This window comes from Bacteroides sp. OF03-11BH, assembly GCF_003604005.1.
In the GTDB taxonomy this organism is placed as follows: Bacteria; Bacteroidota; Bacteroidia; order Bacteroidales; family Bacteroidaceae; genus Bacteroides; species Bacteroides ovatus.
In genome coordinates this window covers 16,906-38,970 of record NZ_QTMW01000009.1, presented here as the reverse complement: position 1 = coordinate 38,970, position 22,065 = coordinate 16,906, and the positions used below count along the sequence as shown (strand labels likewise).

Annotated in this window: 18 protein-coding genes; 10 read left to right on the top strand and 8 right to left on the bottom strand. The window is 41.1% G+C overall.

Translation table 11 applies throughout. From position 1 onward, the window contains the following. Positions 1-31 precede the first annotated feature (31 nt). The 5 genes from DXA54_RS08815 (at position 32) to DXA54_RS08795 (ending at position 6,250) form a co-directional block, all read left to right on the top strand. Positions 32-532, top strand: a complete 501-nt coding sequence (locus DXA54_RS08815) for an RNA polymerase sigma factor (protein WP_008650022.1) — start codon at positions 32-34, stop codon at positions 530-532. Positions 533-552: 20 nt separating this feature from the next. Next, complete coding sequence (pfkA, locus tag DXA54_RS08810; protein WP_008650020.1) at positions 553-1,536, top strand: 6-phosphofructokinase; 984 nt, start codon at positions 553-555, stop codon at positions 1,534-1,536. Positions 1,537-1,688: 152 nt separating this feature from the next. Continuing rightward, a complete protein-coding gene (gene glgP / locus DXA54_RS08805; protein WP_004326384.1) occupies positions 1,689-4,247 on the top strand; it encodes an alpha-glucan family phosphorylase in 2,559 nt (852 codons plus the stop codon). A 188-nt stretch (positions 4,248-4,435) separates the two neighbouring features. Further along, a complete protein-coding gene (locus tag DXA54_RS08800) occupies positions 4,436-5,206 on the top strand; it encodes an arginase family protein (protein ID WP_004306464.1) in 771 nt (256 codons plus the stop codon). 174 nt (positions 5,207-5,380) lie between these two features. After that, positions 5,381-6,250 carry an urea transporter gene (locus DXA54_RS08795; RefSeq protein WP_008650018.1) on the top strand — a complete coding sequence of 290 codons (870 nt, stop codon included), beginning with the start codon at positions 5,381-5,383 and terminating at the stop codon, positions 6,248-6,250. 464 nt (positions 6,251-6,714) lie between these two features. Here the strand turns inward: DXA54_RS08795 and DXA54_RS08790 are convergent, their stop codons facing one another. Both DXA54_RS08790 and DXA54_RS08785 read right to left on the bottom strand, forming a co-directional pair. Then, on the bottom strand, positions 6,715-7,119 hold the full coding sequence (locus tag DXA54_RS08790; RefSeq protein ID WP_004309090.1) for a helix-turn-helix domain-containing protein: 405 nt from the start codon (positions 7,117-7,119) through the stop codon (positions 6,715-6,717). A gap of 15 nt (positions 7,120-7,134) precedes the next feature. Then, on the bottom strand, positions 7,135-7,551 hold the full coding sequence (locus DXA54_RS08785) for a helix-turn-helix domain-containing protein (RefSeq protein WP_004306458.1): 417 nt from the start codon (positions 7,549-7,551) through the stop codon (positions 7,135-7,137). 533 nt (positions 7,552-8,084) lie between these two features. Between DXA54_RS08785 and DXA54_RS08780 the strand changes: the two genes are divergently transcribed. The 3 genes from DXA54_RS08780 (at position 8,085) to DXA54_RS08770 (ending at position 13,755) form a co-directional block, all read left to right on the top strand. Beyond that, on the top strand, positions 8,085-11,171 hold the full coding sequence (locus DXA54_RS08780; protein ID WP_120079255.1) for a SusC/RagA family TonB-linked outer membrane protein: 3,087 nt from the start codon (positions 8,085-8,087) through the stop codon (positions 11,169-11,171). A gap of 15 nt (positions 11,172-11,186) precedes the next feature. After that, the gene (locus DXA54_RS08775; RefSeq protein ID WP_120079253.1) at positions 11,187-13,025 is read left to right on the top strand and encodes a RagB/SusD family nutrient uptake outer membrane protein; all 1,839 of its coding nucleotides are present in this window, start codon (positions 11,187-11,189) and stop codon (positions 13,023-13,025) included. 244 nt (positions 13,026-13,269) lie between these two features. Further along, positions 13,270-13,755, top strand: a complete 486-nt coding sequence (locus DXA54_RS08770; protein ID WP_004306452.1) for a flavodoxin domain-containing protein — start codon at positions 13,270-13,272, stop codon at positions 13,753-13,755. A gap of 90 nt (positions 13,756-13,845) precedes the next feature. Here DXA54_RS08770 and DXA54_RS08765 read toward each other — a convergent pair whose 3' ends face one another. Beyond that, positions 13,846-14,358, bottom strand: a complete 513-nt coding sequence (locus DXA54_RS08765) for a GNAT family N-acetyltransferase (protein ID WP_004309086.1) — start codon at positions 14,356-14,358, stop codon at positions 13,846-13,848. A gap of 334 nt (positions 14,359-14,692) precedes the next feature. Here DXA54_RS08765 and DXA54_RS08760 point away from each other — a divergent pair, with 334 nt between their 5' ends. After that, complete coding sequence (locus tag DXA54_RS08760) at positions 14,693-15,058, top strand: DUF6463 family protein (protein ID WP_004309084.1); 366 nt, start codon at positions 14,693-14,695, stop codon at positions 15,056-15,058. Positions 15,059-15,112: 54 nt separating this feature from the next. Here the strand turns inward: DXA54_RS08760 and DXA54_RS08755 are convergent, their stop codons facing one another. The 4 genes from DXA54_RS08755 to DXA54_RS08740 all read right to left on the bottom strand — a co-directional run bounded on the left by DXA54_RS08755 (position 15,113) and on the right by DXA54_RS08740 (position 19,684). Further along, complete coding sequence (locus DXA54_RS08755) at positions 15,113-15,691, bottom strand: DJ-1/PfpI family protein (protein ID WP_004306443.1); 579 nt, start codon at positions 15,689-15,691, stop codon at positions 15,113-15,115. An 82-nt stretch (positions 15,692-15,773) separates the two neighbouring features. Beyond that, complete coding sequence (locus DXA54_RS08750; protein WP_004306442.1) at positions 15,774-16,628, bottom strand: bifunctional helix-turn-helix domain-containing protein/methylated-DNA--[protein]-cysteine S-methyltransferase; 855 nt, start codon at positions 16,626-16,628, stop codon at positions 15,774-15,776. Next, the gene (locus DXA54_RS08745) at positions 16,625-17,155 is read right to left on the bottom strand and encodes a methylated-DNA--[protein]-cysteine S-methyltransferase (protein WP_004306441.1); all 531 of its coding nucleotides are present in this window, start codon (positions 17,153-17,155) and stop codon (positions 16,625-16,627) included. Before DXA54_RS08745 ends, DXA54_RS08750 begins: the two co-directional genes overlap by 4 nt. Positions 17,156-17,590: 435 nt before the next feature. After that, on the bottom strand, positions 17,591-19,684 hold the full coding sequence (locus DXA54_RS08740) for a BT4734/BF3469 family protein (RefSeq protein WP_120079251.1): 2,094 nt from the start codon (positions 19,682-19,684) through the stop codon (positions 17,591-17,593). Between the two features lie 347 nt (positions 19,685-20,031). Here DXA54_RS08740 and DXA54_RS08735 point away from each other — a divergent pair, with 347 nt between their 5' ends. Next, positions 20,032-20,682: an HU family DNA-binding protein gene (locus DXA54_RS08735; RefSeq protein WP_004306439.1), complete on the top strand. Its 651-nt coding sequence runs from the start codon at positions 20,032-20,034 to the stop codon at positions 20,680-20,682. Between the two features lie 213 nt (positions 20,683-20,895). On the opposite strand, the gene DXA54_RS08730 is transcribed toward DXA54_RS08735, so the two are convergent. Further along, the gene (locus DXA54_RS08730) at positions 20,896-21,975 is read right to left on the bottom strand and encodes a linear amide C-N hydrolase (RefSeq protein ID WP_004299162.1); all 1,080 of its coding nucleotides are present in this window, start codon (positions 21,973-21,975) and stop codon (positions 20,896-20,898) included. Between the last annotated feature and the right edge of the window lie 90 nt (positions 21,976-22,065).

Below are 22,065 nucleotides of genomic sequence, written 5' to 3'. Positions count from 1 at the left end.
GATATAAACCTTTGAACCTCAAATCACTATAATGAAAACATTCAATTTTGATGAAGCATTAATAGCTCTGCAAAGTGATCTGCTAGGTTTTGCATATAAATTGACAGCTGACAAACACGATGCTGAGGATTTATTGCAGGAAACAATGTTGAAAGCTCTGGATAATAAGGATAAATTTGATCCTGGAACAAATTTTAAAGGCTGGATGTATATCATTATGCGTAACGCTTTTATAAATAACTACCGGATAAAAAAAAGCCAGGGAGACTTATATATATTATCCGAACCCGACTATCATTTCCTGCTAAGAGATGACTCTTTTGCTTTCATAGACAATAGTCAAGATGCCAAGGAGATAAGGGCAGCCCTTAAAACACTACCTAAAGAACATTACAACGCTTTTATGTTGTATATATCCGGATTCAAATATCGGGAAATAGCTCAAGAAACAGGAGTGTCGCTAGGTACAATAAAAAGCCGTATCTTTCATAGTAGGAAAAAATTAAAGCAGTTACTTTCTGATTTTGTCTAATAATTGTATAAAAATGAATTATGAATAACAAGTATATTGGAATCCTGACTTCCGGAGGGGATGCGTCAGGAATGAATGCAGCGATCCGCGCCGTAACCCGTACCGCCATCTTCAACGGCTTTAAAATAAAGGGAATTTATAGGGGATACGAAGGACTGATTGCCGGTGAAGTAAAGGAACTCACAACAGAAGACGTGAGCAGTATTATTCAAAGGGGAGGTACTATACTGAAAACAGCGCGTTCCGAAGCTTTTACCACTCTGGAAGGACGTAAGAAAGCCTATGAAGTTATACAAAAAGAAAATATCAGTGCACTGATTATTATCGGTGGAGACGGTTCTCTGACGGGAGCCCGTATCTTTGCCGAAGAGTATAACGTGACATGTATAGGACTACCCGGTACGATTGACAATGATTTATATGGTACTGATTTCACCATAGGATACGACACGGCATTAAATACAATTGTTGAATGTGTAGATAAAATAAGAGACACCGCAACCTCACACGACCGCATTTTCTTTGTCGAGGTGATGGGACGTGATGCGGGCTTCCTGGCCCAGAACAGTGCGATTGCTTCAGGGGCTGAAGCTGCCATTATTCCGGAGGACAAAACGGATGTGGACCAGCTGGAGACATTTATCGGACGTGGATTCAGAAAAACAAAAAACAGCAGTATCGTCATTGTGACCGAAAGTCCCCAAAATAAAAATGGAGGTGCCATGTACTATGCCGACCGGGTAAAAAAGGAATATCCTGAATATGATGTAAGAGTTTCCATTCTGGGACATCTGCAACGCGGTGGGGCTCCAAGTGCCAACGACCGTATACTGGCAAGCCGATTAGGAGAAGCAGCCATCCAGGCTCTGATGGAAGACCAACAGAATGTGATGATAGGCATACGGAACAATGAAATTGTCTATGTTCCTTTTGCACAAGCAATCAAAAATGACAAGCCTATTGACAAAAGCCTGATTCGGGTACTTAACGAGCTGTCCATATAAAGTTATTAATTCACCACTGCTTGGAAAGACACTCCGGGAGGCAGACATACCGGACTGTATCATCATCGGGAAACTACAAAGTTTTATCCGGTATGGATAATGCCCTATTATAAAATAAACAAGGAAATATAAACTATTTAATGTACAATGTTATGGAATATCCAAGTTATAATGTAAACACTCCTCAATGGAGGGAAATTACAGTCGGTTCACATCTTCCCATGGAATTGGGAAAACTTGCGGAAATAGCACGTAATCTATGGTGGACATGGAATGATGACGCCAAAAGTATGTATTGCGACCTAGATCCGGAGCTTTGGGAAGAAACGGAGCAAAATCCGATATTGTTCCTGGAGCGGATGAATTATGAGAAGCTGGTAACACTGGCACATGATGAGTTTTTTATCCGCAAGATGAATACCGTCTATACTGCTTTCAAGGAATACATTAATGTAGTTCCAGATCATAAACGTCCGTCAGTAGCCTATTTCAGTATGGAATACGGCTTAGACAAGGTCCTCAAAATATATTCCGGTGGTCTTGGAATACTTGCGGGCGATTACCTGAAAGAGGCATCAGACAGCAACGTTGACCTTTGTGCCGTAGGACTGTTGTACCGTTATGGCTACTTTGACCAGTCTCTTTCCATGGACGGGCAGCAGATTGCCAATTATGAAGCACAGAATTTCGGACAGCTCCCAATCGAAAAAGTGATGCAACCAGATGGAAAACAGCTGGTAATCCACATTCCCTACGCCGACAGCTTTATTGTACATGCCAATGTCTGGAGAGTCAATGTAGGAAGAATCCCCCTTTATCTACTGGACACGGACAATGAACTCAATAGCGAGTTTGACCGTCCAATTACCCACCATCTGTATGGCGGTGACTGGGAGAACCGGCTGAAACAGGAGATTTTACTCGGTATAGGCGGCATGATGACACTGAAAGCTTTGGGTATAGAAAAAGACGTATATCACTGCAATGAAGGCCATGCCGCATTAATCAACATTCAGCGGTTATGTGATTATATAGCCGGTGGTCTGGATTTCGGCCAAGCGATGGAATTAGTACGCGCTTCTTCCCTTTATACCGTACATACACCTGTACCCGCCGGCCATGATTATTTTGACGAGGGACTTTTCAACAAATACATGAAAGGGTATCCCGACAAACTGGGCATAACCTGGAATAACCTGATGGATCTCGGACGCCATAATCCGGGAGACAAAGGAGAACGTTTCTGTATGTCTGTATTCGCCTGTAAAACCAGCCAGGAAGTAAACGGAGTCAGCCTGTTGCATAAAACTGTGTCACAGGAAATGTTCGCTCCTATCTGGAAAGGCTACTTCCCGGAAGAGAATCATGTGGGCTATGTGACTAATGGCGTACATTTTCCTACTTGGTGCGCCACCGAATGGGAAAAGCTTTTCAAAGACAATTTTGATGAGAGCTTTATTCATGACCAGTCCAATCAAAAAATCTGGGAAGCTGTCTACGACATTCCGGACGAAGAAATATGGAATACCCGCCTGAAACTAAAAACCAAACTGATAGATTATATCAAAAGAAAATGCAGCAAAGACTGGCTTAGAAGCCAGATCGATCCGTCATTAACCATTTCCATTTTTGAGAAGTTTAACCCGAATGCCCTTCTGATTGGTTTCGGACGACGTTTTGCTACATATAAAAGGGCGCATCTTTTGTTTACCGATATCGACCGCCTGGCTAAAATAGTGAACAATCCGAAATATCCGGTACAATTCATCTTTACAGGGAAGGCTCATCCCAGTGACGGCGCCGGCCAGGGACTAATCAGGCAGATTGTGGAAATATCCCGGCGTCCTGAATTCCTAGGTAAAATCATATTTCTTGAAAACTACGATATGGATCTGGCAAGACATCTTATCGCAGGGGTGGATATCTGGCTGAACACTCCCACACGTCTGGCCGAAGCCTCAGGCACATCAGGGGAAAAGGCACTGATGAACGGTGTACTTAATTTCTCAGTGTTGGATGGTTGGTGGTATGAAGGCTATTGTAAGGATGCAGGATGGGCGCTGACCGACAAAAGTATCTACCAGAATGAACAATATCAGAACCAGCTGGACGCCGAAGCAATTTACTATCTATTGGAGCATGACATTCTTCCTGCATATTATGAACATGGAGATAAGGAGTATTCGGAAAACTGGATTAAGTACATCAAGAATTCAATCGCACAAATAGCTCCCCGTTTTACCATGAAAAGGCAACTGGACGATTACTATGAGAAATTCTATATCAAACTGTCGGAGCATTTCCACATTCTCTCTGCTGACAATAATGCAAAAGCCAAAATGATATCTGACTGGAAAACCGCTGTCCGAAACAGGTGGGATTCCATTGAAATCAAATCCATAAAAGCCGGAAACGGGTTGGATGCGACAATCGAAGCCGGAAAGGAATATGAAGTAACAGTTGTTGTCGATGAGAAAGGTCTGGATGATGCAATTGGAATTGAATTGGTCATTATTCAGCATGAAAGTGGTCAAGATCATATCTATGAAGTCATACCTCTTCCACTAGTTTCCAAAGACGGGAATCTATATACCTTCAAGGGGACATCTCAAATTTTTAATGCCGGAAGTTTCAAACAGGCTTTCCGCATGTATCCCAAAAATAATCTATTACCACATAGACAAGATTTTTGTTACGTCCGATGGTTTTAAAAAAAAGGGAGGTGTGTCATAATGAATAATAAAACGCAAATTATCGCAGAAATAATTTCATAAATCGTTGATTAATATATAAATATAATTGAAATAATCTGCGATAATTTGCGTTAATCTGCGTTTTGACACACTCCGCTTTTATACATGACAAGTTTCAAAGGTTATTCAATAAAAGATAAAGAACAATGAAACCGAACATTATTCTTATGAATTTCACTCATGTCTATGAGCAGGAAAGATTTATAAACGACATCCATTTCCAGTGGATAGATTGTACCGACCTAAACGGAACCAACTGCTACTGTGATGCAGAAGCAGCCAAAGTCATTAGACAAAGAATGGCCCCCTACTTACCTGAAGGAATACATTTCATTGATTCCGGTAACTATCATTATATCAGTAAATTTTGGACGGATAAAATAAAGACCCCATTCTCACTAGTTGTCTTTGATCATCATCCAGATATGCAACCTTCCTTATTTGACAATCTAATGTCATGCGGATGTTGGGTGAAAAAAGTATTGGATACAAATCCTTATCTTCAAAAAGTATGTATCGTCGGTGCTGCTGAAAAGTTGATCAAAGCACTGCATCCCAATTATGGAGAAAAATTAAAGTTTTATAGCGAAACAGAACTTTCTCACGAAGAAGGATGGAACAGATTCTCTCATGAACATCTGAATGAGCCTGTCTATATATCAGTGGACAAAGATGTATTGGACATAAAATCAGCAGTAACCAATTGGGATCAGGGTTCCCTATCACTGACCGAATTGGAGAAACTCCTCTCCATCATTCTAAAAAAAGAAGAAATTATCGGAGTAGATATCTGCGGTGAATGTTCCAGTTCTTTGGATGTTTTCCAAAAAAACAGAGAACTTTCAATTAACAGTAAGGCCAATAAGGAACTATTAAATCTATTCCTGTCCAATCAAAACGAGATTCATCCCCTATAAGTAAATCATTAACATAGTCATGAATATTATGCTTAGCACAATAATTAGTGAATTGACCGTACATGATAATTCCACATCTCTTTACACTTTTCTAATTCTCCATCTCTTGATATTGCTATTTTCAATAGAAGGTTGTACTTTTGTCATCATTTTATCAGTCAATCTTTTATACAAATGGTCTTTATACACAATTTATTACTTATTCTGGGACGTGGAATAGGACAAGTGATGTTTCAGAATAATGCGTTATCCGGATTATTCATGCTAATTGGAATATTTCTAAACTCATGGCAAATGGGAATACTAGCAGTCTGCGGTAATATAATAAGTACACTGACAGCCCATTTTTCGGGATATAAGTATGATGATATTAAAAATGGATTATACGGATTTAATGGAACTTTAGTAGGTATAGCAGTTGGCGTATTTCTACAATTATCGGTAGGAAGTTTAATCATGTTGATTATCGCTTCGGCCCTTTCCACATGGATTGCCTATTTTTTTAATCAGCAACGTTTAATTCCTGGCTTTACTGCTCCTTTCATTCTTGCTGTATGGGGAATGTTGGGAGTTTGCAGCTGGCTTATACCAGATTTACTATCAGTTTCCTATACGGTTATTGATACCACACAGAATATTAATTATTTCCAAGCCTTCTGCTTAGGTATAGGGCAAGTCATGTTTCAGGGAAATACAATTCTATCCGGATTATGTTTCCTTATAGGCATTTTGATTAATTCTCGAAAGGCAAGTCTCTATACTATCTTGGGAGCACTTCTTCCTATTCCCCTAGCCATTTTACTTGAAGTGGATGCTACAGACTTAAATGCCGGATTAATGGGCTATAATGGGGTATTATGTGCAATAGCTTTAGGAGGAACGGGCTGGAAAAGTGGCGTATGGGCAGGATGCTCTGTCTTACTGTCCACCGTATTACAGATTCTAGGAATGAGTTTGGGTATCACTACCTTAACCGCTCCCTTTGTTATATCTGTATGGATCATACTAATGATACAAAAAGTAATAAGAACGCAGAATAACTAAATTAGTCTTCAAATAAAAGTTTGTGATATTTTTTTTCAAAGAAAAAGATAAAAGATATCATCTTGTCACCCGAAATATTTGCTTTTGTATTATGAATACTACACCATAATGCAGTAAACTTAAAAATAGCATCCAAACTCCTTGAATTAAAAAGAGTTTGGATACCTCAACATTTACAGTAAAAAATATTATTTATAAAGTTTCAATCAGATCTTAGTTATGCTTACAACATAAAGGTGATAACTACCCATATAAACAACAGACAGAAGTGTATCACATAATTATGATAACATCATCTCATATCTTTTCACCCACAATCAGCAGCAATTTTTCATTTTCCTTTCTTAAAAACTTAATTTCTTCTTTCAACCAATCTATTTCCTTGTTTTTTGAAGAAATCAATTCAGCTATCATTGCATTAGGAGTATAATTACGACTGATAAAATTCAATATCTTGGAGATATTTATTTCTTCTCTTTTTTTAAAGTTTCAAATTGCTCCTTCTGTTTATCCAACAGCTTTTCGAAAATCTCAATTACCTGTTCAACAGGAAAACTATTAAAGGTCTGATTATTACCTGTATTACTGACAGCACTTTTAACACCGCAATTCTCGTAGAAGTTATTCGTATTATACAGGATTGTCTCTTCATTAAAACTCTTCAGCCCATCTACAGTAACGCCTAGTGCTGAAGCAATCTCGCCTAACCGTTCATCGTCAAACTTCTCTGTTTGTTCTATTTTCGAAACAGCCTGTTTCGTTATACCTAACAAATCACCGAGTTCCGCTTGAGTCATTCCCCGAAGCCGACGCACCCGTTCAATTTTTCTTCCCAGATGAATTGTATTTGTGTACTTTTCCGTTTCCATATTCCAGTCTGTTGATTATTTTCCCTGCTTTATGCACTCTCTTAGAATCTCTATTTTCTCTTGTTCACTTTTCAACAAGCGTTCATACAGTTCAACCACCTTTTCAATAGGATTAATCTGTTGGTTATGAGCATAAACAGTAGCAATTGCTCCCGGAGAAATGGTAGCATCTTTATAATTATTAATATTACAAATGGCTTTTTCAACATCAAAATCCTTGATGACATCAGTAGATATTCCCAAGACTTCAGCTATTTTTGTCAACAGTCCGTCTTCTATTTCATCTTGTTTCTCTATTTTCGAGATCTCCTGCTGACTAACACCCAGATCAGAAGCCAACGCTTCCTGTTTCATACCCAGATACACACGGATTCTTTGCAGATTGCGACCGACATGCCTTTGATTCACCTTGTCTTTTACTTTAATATCCATATCATTGTTGCTTTAGTAAATACATTGAGACAAAGATAATGAAAATAAAATTCGCAACTACATATCGCCCTTTGAAAAAGACAGCTTTCTATCTGTTTCTCTTTTAAATATAACCTAATTAGATCTATTTTATCCCAGTCTTTATCATTTTATCTACTTCTAAAACTTTACTACCGTAAAGTTTACGACGGGTAAAGGTTTAATCAACAACAATATTACTTTATAAAATCAAATATACAACAGGTAGTAAGAAACAACTCAGTTCTGATAAAAGTCAACTCTATATTTTTCAATCCCCAGTTCTATATGCATAATTTTGCCCTGTCAGTTTTTAGCTGACATGAATCGTGGCGCCACATTTAAAACAGTGCAGAAGGATGTGCAATTGACATTCTGAACAATTATCATTTAACCAATAAAATCTAATAGCCTATGGGGTAAGTAAAGTCGTTACAATCGAGACATAGCTTTAAATTGTCCGGAAATTTAGCTATCCAAAAACAAATTAGTAAACATACAATTAAACAAAAAGCATGAAATCATTTTCTGATAAAACAAACATAGGGGAGAATAATCCCCTAAAGACTGTTTATAGAATGAATTTTTACCTATTATTCCTATTAATAGGTTCCTTATCGATACTTGGATCAACACGGGCTTATTGCCAACAGAGCAGAACGATCTCGGGTGTAGTGAAAAACTCTCAAGGAGAGACGATTATCGGAGCGAATATCGTTGAAAAAGGTACCAGTAACGGGACAATTACGAATGTAGACGGACTATTCACACTGCGCATATCGCCCAATGCAATATTAAAGGTATCTTATATGGGATACACGGAACAGGAAGTCAATACACGCAACAAGAACAAGCTGGAAATCATACTGACGGAAGATGCCAGACTGATTGATGAAGTAGTGGTGGTAGGATACGGATCGGTCAAAAAACGGGATTTGACGGGGGCGGTAACCTCCGTCAAAAGTGCGGAAGTACTGGCCGCTCCTACCAATAATGTGATGGAAGCCCTTCAAGGCAAGATACCCGGAATGGATATCACCAAAACTTCGGGACAGGTAGGAGGTGATGTCACTATCCTGTTACGTGGTTCACGATCTATCTATGGCAGCAACGAACCGTTGTTTATTATCGATGGAATCCCCGGCAGCTATAGCCAGGTCAGCCCGTCGGACATCGAGAGTGTAGATGTATTGAAAGATGCTTCTTCCACCGCCATTTATGGTTCTGCAGGAGCAAACGGTGTTGTCATCATCACCACAAAAAGAGGAAAAGAGGGAAAAGCGACCGTAAACTTCGATGCTTATTACGGATTCAGCGGTTCACCTAACTACAGGCATGGAATGACGCGGGATGAATGGGTCACCTACCAGCAAGAAGCCTATAAATATAAAAACGGTGACTATCCTACCGATATGTCCGCCCTACTGGGGAAACAGGATTTTATAGATGCATACAACGACGGCAAATGGATAGACTGGATAGATGAAGTGTCGGGCAACACGGCTACCACACAGAAATACAGTCTTTCGGTCAGCAGTGGCACTGAAAAGACAAAATTATTCGCTTCGACTTCCTACAATCGGGAAGAAGGTTTACTTAATAACGAAAATCTGAACAGATATTCGTTACGCCTCAACCTGGATCAACAGATATTTTCATGGGCAAAGGTGGGCTTTACCTCCAATTTAGTCTACCGGGACTTGAACTCCGGTGTGAAAAACACATTCACCAAATCTCTCTCCGCCATCCCGCTGGGTGATGCTTATACCGAAGAAGGGGAGATCAATCACGAATACATCACGGGACAATATTCCCCGATGAGTGATTTCATAGAGAATCAGTATGTAGACAACACACGTTCCACCTATCTGAACATGAGTGGCTATGTCGAACTAACTCCCATCAAAGACCTGACTTTTACCAGTCGTGTCAATGGTACTTTGAATCACTCACGCCACGGGCAATACTGGGGAGAGAAGTGCAATGCCAACCGTCCGTCTTATGCAGGTTCACCGCATGCTTCCATCACCAACAACAATGCCTGGAATTACACTTGGGAGAATATTCTCGCTTACAACACAACCATCGCAAAAGACCATAATCTGGGAGGTTCACTGATTACTTCCTGGAATAAGAACCAGTCGGAAAGTAGCATGGCTGCCGCCAGCGGTCAGATGGTAGATCAATGGTCTTTCTGGCGACTGACATCGGGCACTTCCCAACATGTGGAATCCGACTTCGCACAGACACAGAAAATGTCTTTTGCCTTCCGTCTGAACTATTCATACAAAGGCAAATACCTGTTTAATTTCTCTACCCGTTGGGACGGTGTTTCACAATTTTCTACCGGACATAAATGGGATGCTTTCCCCGCAGGTGCACTGGCGTGGAGAATATCAGACGAGGCATTTATGGAAAAGACACGTAGTTGGCTAGACAACCTGAAGTTGAGAGTGAGCTACGGTATCACGGGTAACTCGGGAGGAACCACCGCATACAGTACCACAACACAAGCATACGTATATGCCGCTTCGGGAATTTCCATTAATGGGAAGATTGTTCCTTTCACGCAATACTCCGGTACCTACGGTAGTTCCGATCTCGGCTGGGAGAAGTCATACAACTGGAATGTGGGGTTGGATTTCGGTATCCTAAACGGTCGCATTGACGGATCGGTAGAATGGTTCAAGACAACCACCAAAGGATTATTATTCAAACGTACATTGCCCATCACCAGCGGTCTGACCGGATGGGGATCGCCTCTGGCTATCTGGCAGAACATCGCCCAGACCAGTAACCAAGGCGTGGAAGCAACGATCACTTCGCACAACATACGGAATAAAGATTTCACCTGGAATACCACTTTATCCGTCACCTGGAACAAGGAACAAATAGACGATCTGCCTGACGGTGATCTGATCGCCGAAAACCTGTTTGTCGGTGAACCGATTAAAGCTATTTACGGATATAAATATACCGGAATTTGGGGAACCGATACTCCACAGGAAACATTGGATGCCTACGGCGTAAAACCCGGATTCATCAAGATAGAAACCTTAGACCAGAAAGGCGATGAAGGTGTGCATAAATACAGTACGGAAGACCGGCAAATTCTAGGACATTCCAATCCGGACTGGATCATCGGACTCAGCAACTCCTTCACCTACAAGAATTTTGATTTATCCGTCTTTGCCATGGCACGTTACGGACAGACAATCAACAGTGACCTGCTCGGTTATTATACCGCCGAACAGAGCATAACCAAGAATCAACTGGCAGGCGTAGACTACTGGACAGAGGATAATCAAGGAGCCTATTTCCCCCGTCCCGGAACGGGAGACGAACAAAAAACCGTATATCCTTCATTAAGAGTGCGCGACGGCTCCTTCATTAAGATTAAAAATATCACGCTGGGATATACACTACCCGTCAATATTTCCCGCAAAGTTTTAATGGAGAAATGCCGTATTTATGCCACAGCCTACAATCCGTTCATCTTTGTAAAAGATAAGCAGTTGAAAGATACTGATCCCGAAACCAACGGTTCGGATGCATTTCCTACCTACCGGCAATTTGTTTTTGGCGTTAATTTGACATTCTAACAAAAGATTATAATCATGAAAAGGATATATATAAAATTCATATTTTGCAGTGTGCTGTTCTCGGCCTTATCTCTACATTCCTGCACCTTGGAGGAATACAACCCGGGCGCATTTACCAAAGAGGCTTTGGCTACTTCCATCGATGGATATGAAACCCTGATTAACCAGTGTTATTTTGCTATGGAAAGGTTTTACTACGGTTCTGCGGACTGGATGTCACTGACTGAAGGCGACACCGATCTTTGGACGTATAAAGCCAACGAATCAACAAGTTACACACAGTGGTTCTGGTTTTTCGCAGGAACATCACCCAATACGACTTACACCAATAATTGGTGGAACGGGACATACGACGGTGTGGGAGCCTGTAACGAAGCTATCGCATTAGGAGACAAACCTCCCTACACCACGGAAGAGGAGCGGAATGCCAAGATTGCGGAAGCCCGTTTTCTTAGAGCTGTCTATTATTTCAATGCAGTGGAACAATTCGGAGCAGTGACGATGCTCACAGAACCGATAACAGCGGAAACACTGACTTACTCCCCCACCCGCACCGATCCGATGACTATCTATCAGGAAGTAATCCTGCCCGATTTAAGATTCGCATCCGAATGGTTGCCAACAGGTACGCATGCAACTACTACCACCCCGACGAAGAAAGCCGCTCTCGGTTTTCTGGCTAAAGCCTGCTTGCAGACGTACGAATATGGAAGCACCGAATATTTGCAGGAAGCTCTGGATACAGCCAAGAAATTGATTACCGATTGCGAAACCGGCGGTGGGAAATACAATACGTATATGTATCCATCGTATAGCGAAGTGTTTAAAGAGAGCAATAACTGGGAAAACAAGGATGCTCTCTGGAAACATCGCTGGTATGCAGGAGCAGACGGTCACGGATCAAGCAACGGAAATTACAAGCTAAATCGCAACGATGAGTATTTCTTATGCAATATCAATAAGTTCGGTGCTCGTGAAGATAATCAGGAAACACGTCTTACTTGGGAAGGCTCAATTACCGGTATCTTTATGCCCACACAGCATTTATTGAGTTTATATGTACAGAAAGACGGAACATTGGACCCCAGATTTCATGAATCGTTCACTACAGAGTGGAACGCGAACAAGAATTACACGTGGGATGAAAGTGCCGTCCACATGTATGACAAGGAAGAAACCGTCATTGGCAAAGCTCTGAATAAAGGTGATTTAGCCATTAAATTCATCATGCCGCAGGACATCGATTATGCGACAGAGAAACAAAAAGAACACATTTCTGATTATTTGCTAATTGATTATCATCATGTATATAGTGATGACAATAATAATGTGAACATGAATTATGCTTATACAAACGTCACTGGCAATTACAAAAATGACGGCACAAATGAGAACCAATTCCGCTACTATTATCCATCACTGAATAAGCATAACAGCAGCAATTATTATGTAGCCAATGCTTCCAAACAGAGAAACGGTAATCTGAATGCAACGTTTATCATGCGCATGGCAGAAGTTTATTTGATTGCGGCAGAAGCTGATATTTACCTGAATGGTGGTGCGAATGCAGCCGGTTATATCAACAAGGTTCGTGAACGTGCCGGAGCAAATCCGCTTACAGGGAGTATTACAGTACGAGATATCTTAGACGAAAGAGGCCGTGAACTTTGCGGAGAATATTGCCGCTTCTACGACTTGAAACGGACAGGAATGTTTAAGAACTCGGAGTATCTGGAGAATACTCATCCGGACTTAGCACAATTCTTTCACCCGAATTATGCATTACGTCCCATTTCAACTACATTTACTGCAACAATCACCAATGGCAGCGAGTATCAAAATCCGGGATATTAAGTAGGAATTTCAATATGTACAGGTATTATGGAATCAATCTTGGCACCTGTACATTAATTATATATTAAGAAATGCTCCCTATCTCGTTTTGAGATGGGGAACATACTTTTCAAATATGAGAAAAACAAGATATAGATTAATTATATCGAAAACTGTTTGCTAGTCAGAATAAAGTCTCTACCTTTACAAAGGATAACCATGTCACTTATTAGTGGCTATTTAAAACCGCTTATGCCTGTTGAAAATGAAAACAGCTATCATATATTATTCAAAACATGGAACTACCGAGCGAGTAACACACCTTATCGGAGAAAAGTTGACTAATAAAGTTGACTACATCTCATTAAAAGAGTGTCCGAGACCTGATATTCGAACTTACGATCGAATAATTCTCGGAACAGCCATTTATGCGGGCTCTCCAAACCGAAAAATTACTCAATTCTGTCACAATAATCAACTGTTATTAGAGCAAAAAGTAATAGGGTTATTCATCTGTTGTATGAACGAAGAGCAAGAAGCGGAAGAAATGAATAAGGCTTTCCCGGAGTTCTTGCAGAGATTATCGATTCCCAAAGCCATTTTAGGTGGCGAGTTTCAGTTTGACAAAATGAATTTCATCGAAAGATTTTTGACGAAGAAAATAGCGAAAGTAAATTCTTCCGTTTCGAAGCTGAGATATGATGCTATAAATGAGTTTACAAGTCAGATAAAAGATAATCATTTATGGTAACTTCTTGAGTTATCTATTGAGCAACTTTGTATTCAAATAATAAATAGAATGGCCGTATAAGAAAACTTCTTTCAAAAGAAGTTTTCTTATCTATTTAAGACAATACCTATAATCGCAATCTTTTACTTTTACGAATCCATTACTTAACAATGTTCTTATGGATAAAACATTAGCCTCATCAGGGTCAGCCAATATCTCTTTCCCTCCTATTTCGGCAATTTCCCCGATCAGCTTCTTTACAATAATCTTCCCGATGCCCTTACCCAAATATTCCTCTTCGCCTATGAGATAACCTATTTCAAAGACTGTCTCTTTCTCATCGACAGTTTTTCCGTAATGTTCCGGTATATATTCTTTTTCAAAATAACAATCCAAGTATAAACAAAAGCCAATGGCTTTATCATTATAATAAACAATGAAATGTTTCATATAATGATATTGGGTATTTCTATTATTTACCTCATCCAACCAAGCCATTTTATGTTCTTCTCCGTCAGGGCAGAACCATTTATAAATATATTCTTTAGCCAACCATTTACTGAAAATGTCTACATCCTTATCACGCAAAGGCTTTATTGTGATCTTATCATTCTTAATATCCATACTTTTTTGTGGTGAGACGCCAGCCTCTTTTATAAACTCCATAAATCCAACTATCTGAAATACAAAGATATAATTTTCAATACAATAAAGAAGAACTAAAGGATATTTATAAAGCAACTCATGTCCACAGATATCACAACAAGAAAACGAATGACCAAGTATAAAGAATCTAAAACAAACACAAATGTCGAAATCATACGTTGGGAATCGTACATGATTACTTATATTTGCGTTATCGAGCAACTTATTAAGAACCGGATGATATGTTAAAACGGATTAAATTTCAAATTCTGTAGAAGTGTACATCCCAATAAAATACTAAAAAGGCAAGAACATGAAACTTTGGAAATATAGTGGAACACTTTTAACAGCAACAGGAGTCATTCATACCATTTATGCGTTATTTCTTGGAAAAGAAGCTTTTACGGAAATGCTTAACAATGGATTAATAGACTCTATTGGAGAAAATCATAACCTGGGCTTTGCTTTCTGGTTCCTAATCTGCGGAATAATACTTATTCTTTGGGGAGAGACACTTCAATACTATATCAGAAAAGAACAAAAACCGGCACCTTTATTTTTAGGTTACTTCATTCTACTGTTCACCATAATCGGTTGCATAGTCGAACCAATATCCGGTTTCTGGCTTTTCTTACCGCAAGCACTTATTATTATTTATTCAAACATGAAAAAGCAGTGAGAAGCATCATCCATAGCGAACTCAAAACCGAGTGCAGTGCTTAAATGCAACTTATTAAAATCCCATAGCATCTTTCACTAAAACCATTTCTTTATGAGAGGTCAACTTCTCTAATAAAAGCAATGCAACCCCGTATGATGTTTGAGGACAATAAGAAGTTATGATATTATCATCCACCACGATGGGAGAATTTACGATAGTTGCTCCAAATCCCTGAAGCACTTTCTGTTTATGAGCACCTCTAAGATGATAAGTTGTTGCTTTCCGACCGTTCAACACTCCACTTTTCCCAACAGGCAAAGCTCCCACGCAGACTGTTGCGATCCATTTCTTTTGTGAGTCAAACAGTCGTATCAATTCCAGAAGTTGTTCATTATATGCCTCCTCATAGAATCCGAATTCTTCAAATCCGCCGGGTATCGCAAGCGCGTCATATTCATCTGCAGACACTTCATCCATGACTTTATCCACCAAAACAGGAACATTGAAAGAACTAATCACTTTTTGATTCAAGCCACAGGTCACAACATCTATTTTACAATCAAAATCCGTCTTTGCCCATCCCATAACATCTATAAAAGCACTAAACTCAATCGTTTCAAACCCTTTAGCAAGGAATACCAATAATTTCATAATCAAATTAGTTATATATTAATAATATAAGAAACAGCATTGCACTAAAAAGAATGTGAACTAAAATCACCTTCATTCTTTCCTATAATCCCCTCTTTACCTCACCTTTTGCAGCCTCCCAACCAATCATTGCAGTCTTGCGAATCTCTCCCCAATGGTAATTTCCCAACTCACCGGAAGCACGAATGACCCGATGACACGGAATAAGGAAAGCTACGGGATTCTCACCGACAGCCGTTCCAACAGCCCGGCAAGCTCTCGGATTATTGATTCCTACGGCTATATCTCCGTAAGTAGTCAAGCCACCGACAGGAATTTTCAGTAAGGTTTCCCATACCTTTAGTTGAAAGTCAGTACCTTTCAGATGCAATTTTATTTCTTTGAGTTTACTCCAGTCCTGCGTGAAGATAAATAAAGCATTTTGCTGCACTTCATCCACAATCGAGGTAAACTTTGCATTAGGAAACTTCTTCCGTAAAGAGTTAAAAGCCGCGTCATGTTCGTCTGCAAACTCCATACAACAAATACCTTTATCGGTAGACGCAATGAAGATTTCACCGAAAGGACTTTTGGCAAAACTGTAATTGATAGAAAGACTTTCACCTCCGTTTTTATATTCGCCCGGCGTCATCCCTTCTATATTTACAAACAAGTCATACAATCTGCCCGTACCGGAAAGCCCTGTTTCCTGTGCCGCATCGAATAAAGACGCATGAGTTTCATTCAAGATTCTCTTGGCATATTCAATACTAGTATATTGCAAGAACTTCTTAGGGCTAATTCCCGCCCACTCCGTAAACATACGTTGGAAATGCGCCGTACTCAACGCCACCTCCCCGGCAATCTCATCCAATCCCGGTTGCCTTTTAAAATTCTCCCTTATATACCCGATTGCCTGTGCAATGCGTGCATAGTCAAGCGTTTTTTGCTCATTCATAACAGAGGTTTGCCATTTAATTCCAAATCCAGCAACCGCTTTTTAGCAGGAAGCCCGCCACCATATCCCACAAGAGAGTGGTTGCTGCCGATGACACGATGGCACGGAGCAAAAATAGAAATAGCGTTCGCCCCGTTAGCGGCAGCAACAGCACGGACAGCTTTCGGCAAATCGAGTTGTTTTGCCAGCTCACCGTATGACACAGTCGAACCGTATGGAATCTCCAACAACTTATACCATACACTCTTCTGAAACTCCGTACCAACAAAAAGCAAAGGCACCTCAAACACAGTCCGCTCGCCATTGAAATATTCATCCAACTGGCTCATCGCCTCCAGTATCACATCTGATGTACTTTTCTCATAACCAGCTTTCAGCACTTTCCGCAATCTCCTGTCTACGATATCCCTATGACTTTCAGCCGCCCAGTCACAAAGACAAAGCTTATCCTCAAACGAGCCAAGCATCAAATCACCACAAGGAGAATGATAACGCTGTATCTTAATTACATTCGTTTTATCTTCCATACTTCCAAAGATACGTTTATTATATTTACAGTTGAAATAACAGCTAATAATATTTTCGTTTTTACACTCGCACTCTCATTTCCAATGCCGCAAAATTACTACACGCATCACTGATAAACGACCCGAAAATTGCTGTTTTTACGTAGAAAAGACAATCCCCCTCCCACTCCTCCATACAATCAATCGTTCTCAATATACTTTATCACCCGGCAAGGACTGCCGACCGCCACACAATTCTTTACCATCCGATTCAATATCCAATTATTTTTTATACATGATTTACTCTCACACCCTCACACTTTCCCTGCATCCCCCTATTCATCATCCTTTCAGTGATGAGGGTAAGAGTGAGGGTAGGTGAGGGTAACTTTTTGCCCTCACCCTGTCTCGTCCTGATTGGGTTGACAAAGCCCCCTTTCACACCACCTTTATCAATTACTTCACTTTCATCAAATGATAAAGCGTCCCTTTACGAGACTTACGACAAGGAATATTCAGTTTTTGAAGTGCACGCCCAAACTGTCCTACCTTATTAATAGCCAGTTTATCCCGTGTTTTCGTCTGTAAATAACTCAAAATCTGCATGGCAGTCAGCCATTCGCCTTCCATTTCCTCTTCTACGGGATTAAGATAGCAGTGGAACAGCTGTTCCAGCGGACTCGCCTGTTCAAACTCACGGTTAGTCTGTTTTAATATGTTTTCATCCTCATCATTCAGCCAATAACGTTCACCTTTATAAATAGCCTCCATCGCTTGAGCATAAAGCTGCTTGTAATTAATCGTAACATTTGTATTAATAGGAGCCGTCACCTCAATGCAAATAAAACGGCGGCTACCGCTAGGATCGGTAAGCAAATCTTTCTGATTGCTGGTACCGATAAAAGAAGCATAACGCCTCATTTCCCGAATCGTATTACCGTATGGTTTGCGCAGATTCGCCACAGGCTTCTGCAACAAATGCTTCAAGAACCCCTGCTGACTGACATTAATCTGATCGAACTCATCAATATTTATCAGAAAAAAACGTCCCAAATAGCGTTCCGCCTCCTGTTTACTTTTAAAATCAATACTGTCCGTATAGCCGAAACGCAACTCCGGCGGCAGAATAATGCGACAGAATGTAGACTTACGATACCCCTGCGAACCAACCAGCAAAGGCGAAGTATTATTACCATGCTGCCGATCGACTCCCCTCCAATGCGCCACCATACTAAGAAACCAGCGGTAAAATAATTCCTGCCAATGCGGATTATCACAAGGCACCAGACCAGCCAATGCACGGATACGATCCTTCCCGTCCCAGCGACCTGTCTCATAAAGATATTCCTCCACAGGATTATACAAAGGAACACATTCCGAATTCAGAAAACGATCCACATCACGGTCCCACGCACTGATGCCTTCCTTCAAAGCATTGATTGCAATACTGTTGCGCACCCGTTTATCCACCGGCTTAAAGCAAAAGTGAACAGAATCGCGCTGCCGATATTCCAAATCGTCCTGCACCGTATTGTAACGGAATTCATACCGACGTTTCATAAACTCTTCCAACAGAAAAGCCGTCTCCTGCTCTTTACTGATACTGCTTTTCTTGCCGAATCCCTTACATTCCTGATAAAGATTATGCAATATCGAACGGATCACCTGCTCTTCTTCTTCGCGATAATAATGAATCATCGTCTGCCGTATCGCTTCCTCTTCGGGAAGCCCCGCTTTGAAACAATGCTCGGCAAGGCGAACCAATAAAGGCTGCAAGTCGTCCCCACGTTTCCAATCCTCCATTTCCTGAAGTGCCCTGTTCAAGGCCGCTTCATAAATCTTCGTGAATGTTTGCGCCGACTCATATCCCGGCTGCAACCGTAATAACGGATTTTTCTCTCCCAGTTTCCGCTGACGGAAAGTCTCTTCTCCCGGCATCATAAGCGGTTGTTCCAAGCAGAACGGCACCGCATCCGGATTATAATAAGGAGATTCGTCCAGCGTCATACGGCATCTCTGTGCCAAAACCGGTTCTTTCAAGTCAATATCGAAAGGCAACATCGGCTGATAACATTTCACAGCCAGCCAATAAGCATGAACATGAAATAATTCCGCCTCCGCTTCCTTGGTCGGCAATCCTCCGTCATCCGGCAAAGCGAAACGCACCCATATTTTCACGCTACGCCCGCTGGAGCCACAAAAAGCGGCAAAAGTCTGTGGCAGAAGTGCCGCTTGCCGTTTCACAAACTCCGCTTCCGAGCCACCGGCCAACCGGCTCACTTCCAACTGTACCAAACCGTTGTACTGCTTCATTTTCCGTTCGCCCTCTTTGGTACGGGTATATTCCACAGCAGAATAAATGTATGGCAATTTATCAATATGTTCGTATCGGGCATACGTACCTTCCAGCAACGGTATAATCTCCCGCAAAGCCGTGATATGTCCCGCTTTAGTTTCCGTCTTCATTTTGTCGAATAGTGTGCCTGTCTCACAAATGCTAAGAGTTTCTTTTCCGCTCCCGTTGTCTTGTCTGATTAAAGTAACTTTCATCCTATTTTTGTCTATTTTTTCTACAATCACATCTACATATTTAATTCCTGTAAAGATACGCTTTTATCCTCCGGTAAACAAGCATTTTATCCGATAAATACCTGCATATTATTTGCATTTGCCTTATTATTTATGTATCTTTGCTTAGTAGTTGTCAAGGGCTCACCCGTGTGAACAAACAGGCTATCAATTGTAAATAAAAACGTCTACAGACGTAAACAGCCTTATTCACATGGGTGAGCCCTTGCAAATCATTAGAGTTTAACAAAAGAAACATTAAGCATTAATGTATTACTATCTAAGAGAATACATAACAAGAAGAGTTCATTTAAAACAAATATAGAGCTATGGCAATATTATTCGATTGGTATGAAGACCCGAAGCCTTCAAACAAACAGCAGGGAGAAAACGGAAACACCCTGCATCCGCGCATCAAATACAACGGTTCCACAGGGACCGACGTACTGCGCCGACGTATTCAAGAACGTTGTTCACTGACAGAAACAGACGTCACAGCCGTACTTGATGCGCTTTCACACATCATGGGACAGGAATTGGCGGAAGGACGCCAAGTTCATCTGGACGGCATCGGTTATTTCCATCCCTGCCTGACGACCACGGAACCTGTAACGGTAGACACAAAACGGAAAGTGACCAAAGTGAAGCTAAAGGCCATTCAGTTTCGTGCCGACCAGACATTGAAAAACGAATTCGGCGTTCTTAAAGTGAAAAACCTCAAAGGTGGACTGGATTTCACCCAACTGACGAACGAGGAAATTGACCTGCAACTGACTAAGTACTTCCGTACTCATCCATTTATGCGGAGACACGACTTCCAATATCTTTGCGGAATGGCAAGAAGTACAGCCATGCGACATATCCGACGTCTGCGCGACGAGGGTAAATTGAAAAATATGGGTGGAGCCATGCAGCCGATTTATGTGCCGGGAAGTGGATATTATGGTAATAATAAAGAAGTTAGTGTAAAAACGGAATAAGATTGGTCAACTCAAATCAGGACGAGACAGAGTGAGAGTAAAAAGTTACCCTCACCTACTCTCACCTTTACCCTCACGCCTGTAACCCCGATGAATAAATGGATTGAGCACAAAGGGTGAGGGTGTGAGGGTAAAACGTCACCAACATTTATTTGAGAGCATTCTTAATGCGAGCAACTATTATACAAGAGCACCTCCATACCGTTCCATATTTTACCGGGGAATCTTAACCATTTCAACCGGCTGCTCCTGTATCTTATCCAACGGTTGTGATTGATATTTTACCTTTGAGAAATCAATAGCTTTTAAGTCAATGCAACGTATCGAATTGTTATAAGCTGTTTTATAATAAACCTTCCGGTTCGTGAGGTCGATAGCTGAGGTCCATTGCGTAGCACTGGGAATATCCGGAATATCACCCTGTGAATGTTCTATACCAATAGGAATATCAAAATTATTAAGCAAGTGGAAACATTGCTGCACGGTATCAAAGCCTGTGGCACGTTGCGGAGCTGTCCCCCGGTAAAAGGCCGCACGCACAAACCGCGAAGGAGGCGTGGCATCACCCGGAATGCCGAGAAAACCGGAGTTGCCACCAGTAGGTTGCAACGTAATACCGCTCAATTTTTGCACGGAAGCGTCACCCGGATGAAGATTGACGTAATTGTTCAAATTTGTAAGTTGCCATTCAAAACCGGGGGCATTCGTCAATACTCCTACTTCATTCTCATAAAAATGCGGCACACCACCTACAATTTCCAACACAACCTGACGCCCCGACGGTTCACCGATACGCCAATGTACTACCGCTGTCTTTTCCAATCCTACAACACGTACAGAAGAAAGGGCTGCCTTCACCTCGTCGATAGTGGAAAACTGCGACAACAGCCACTCCGTCACTTGAAGGTCTGCCAGTGTCCGCTGGTTCTGTGCAGCATCATACGTTTTATATCCCCCATAATGAGGAAAGAAAAATAGTCCGGCCGAAAGTCCGGCCTCATTGATTCCTTCGGCAATAAATTCTTTTTGTACAACAGCCAGACCAACCACTCCATATTTTGCCGTAAACGTTAGTCCATTGACACCTGTAGGAGTGAATGACGTGAGCTGTTGGCCACGTGGAATAATCACATACTCGCTTTGCAACACACCGCGCGCCCATTCAATCGTACGGGCCTGCACATAACTGCCGTCACGGGATGTCAGCGAGATTCCCGTACAAGCTACAGCCTGAAAAGTGCTGCCACATACGGCAGCAATCCCTAGCAATAAGTTCTTTGTCATCTTCATCATTATTTATATATTTATTTGCTAAAAACTCAATACTGTATAAAGACAACAAAATATGGGTTATTTTAGTTTGCAGACACCTCTCTCAAGAAA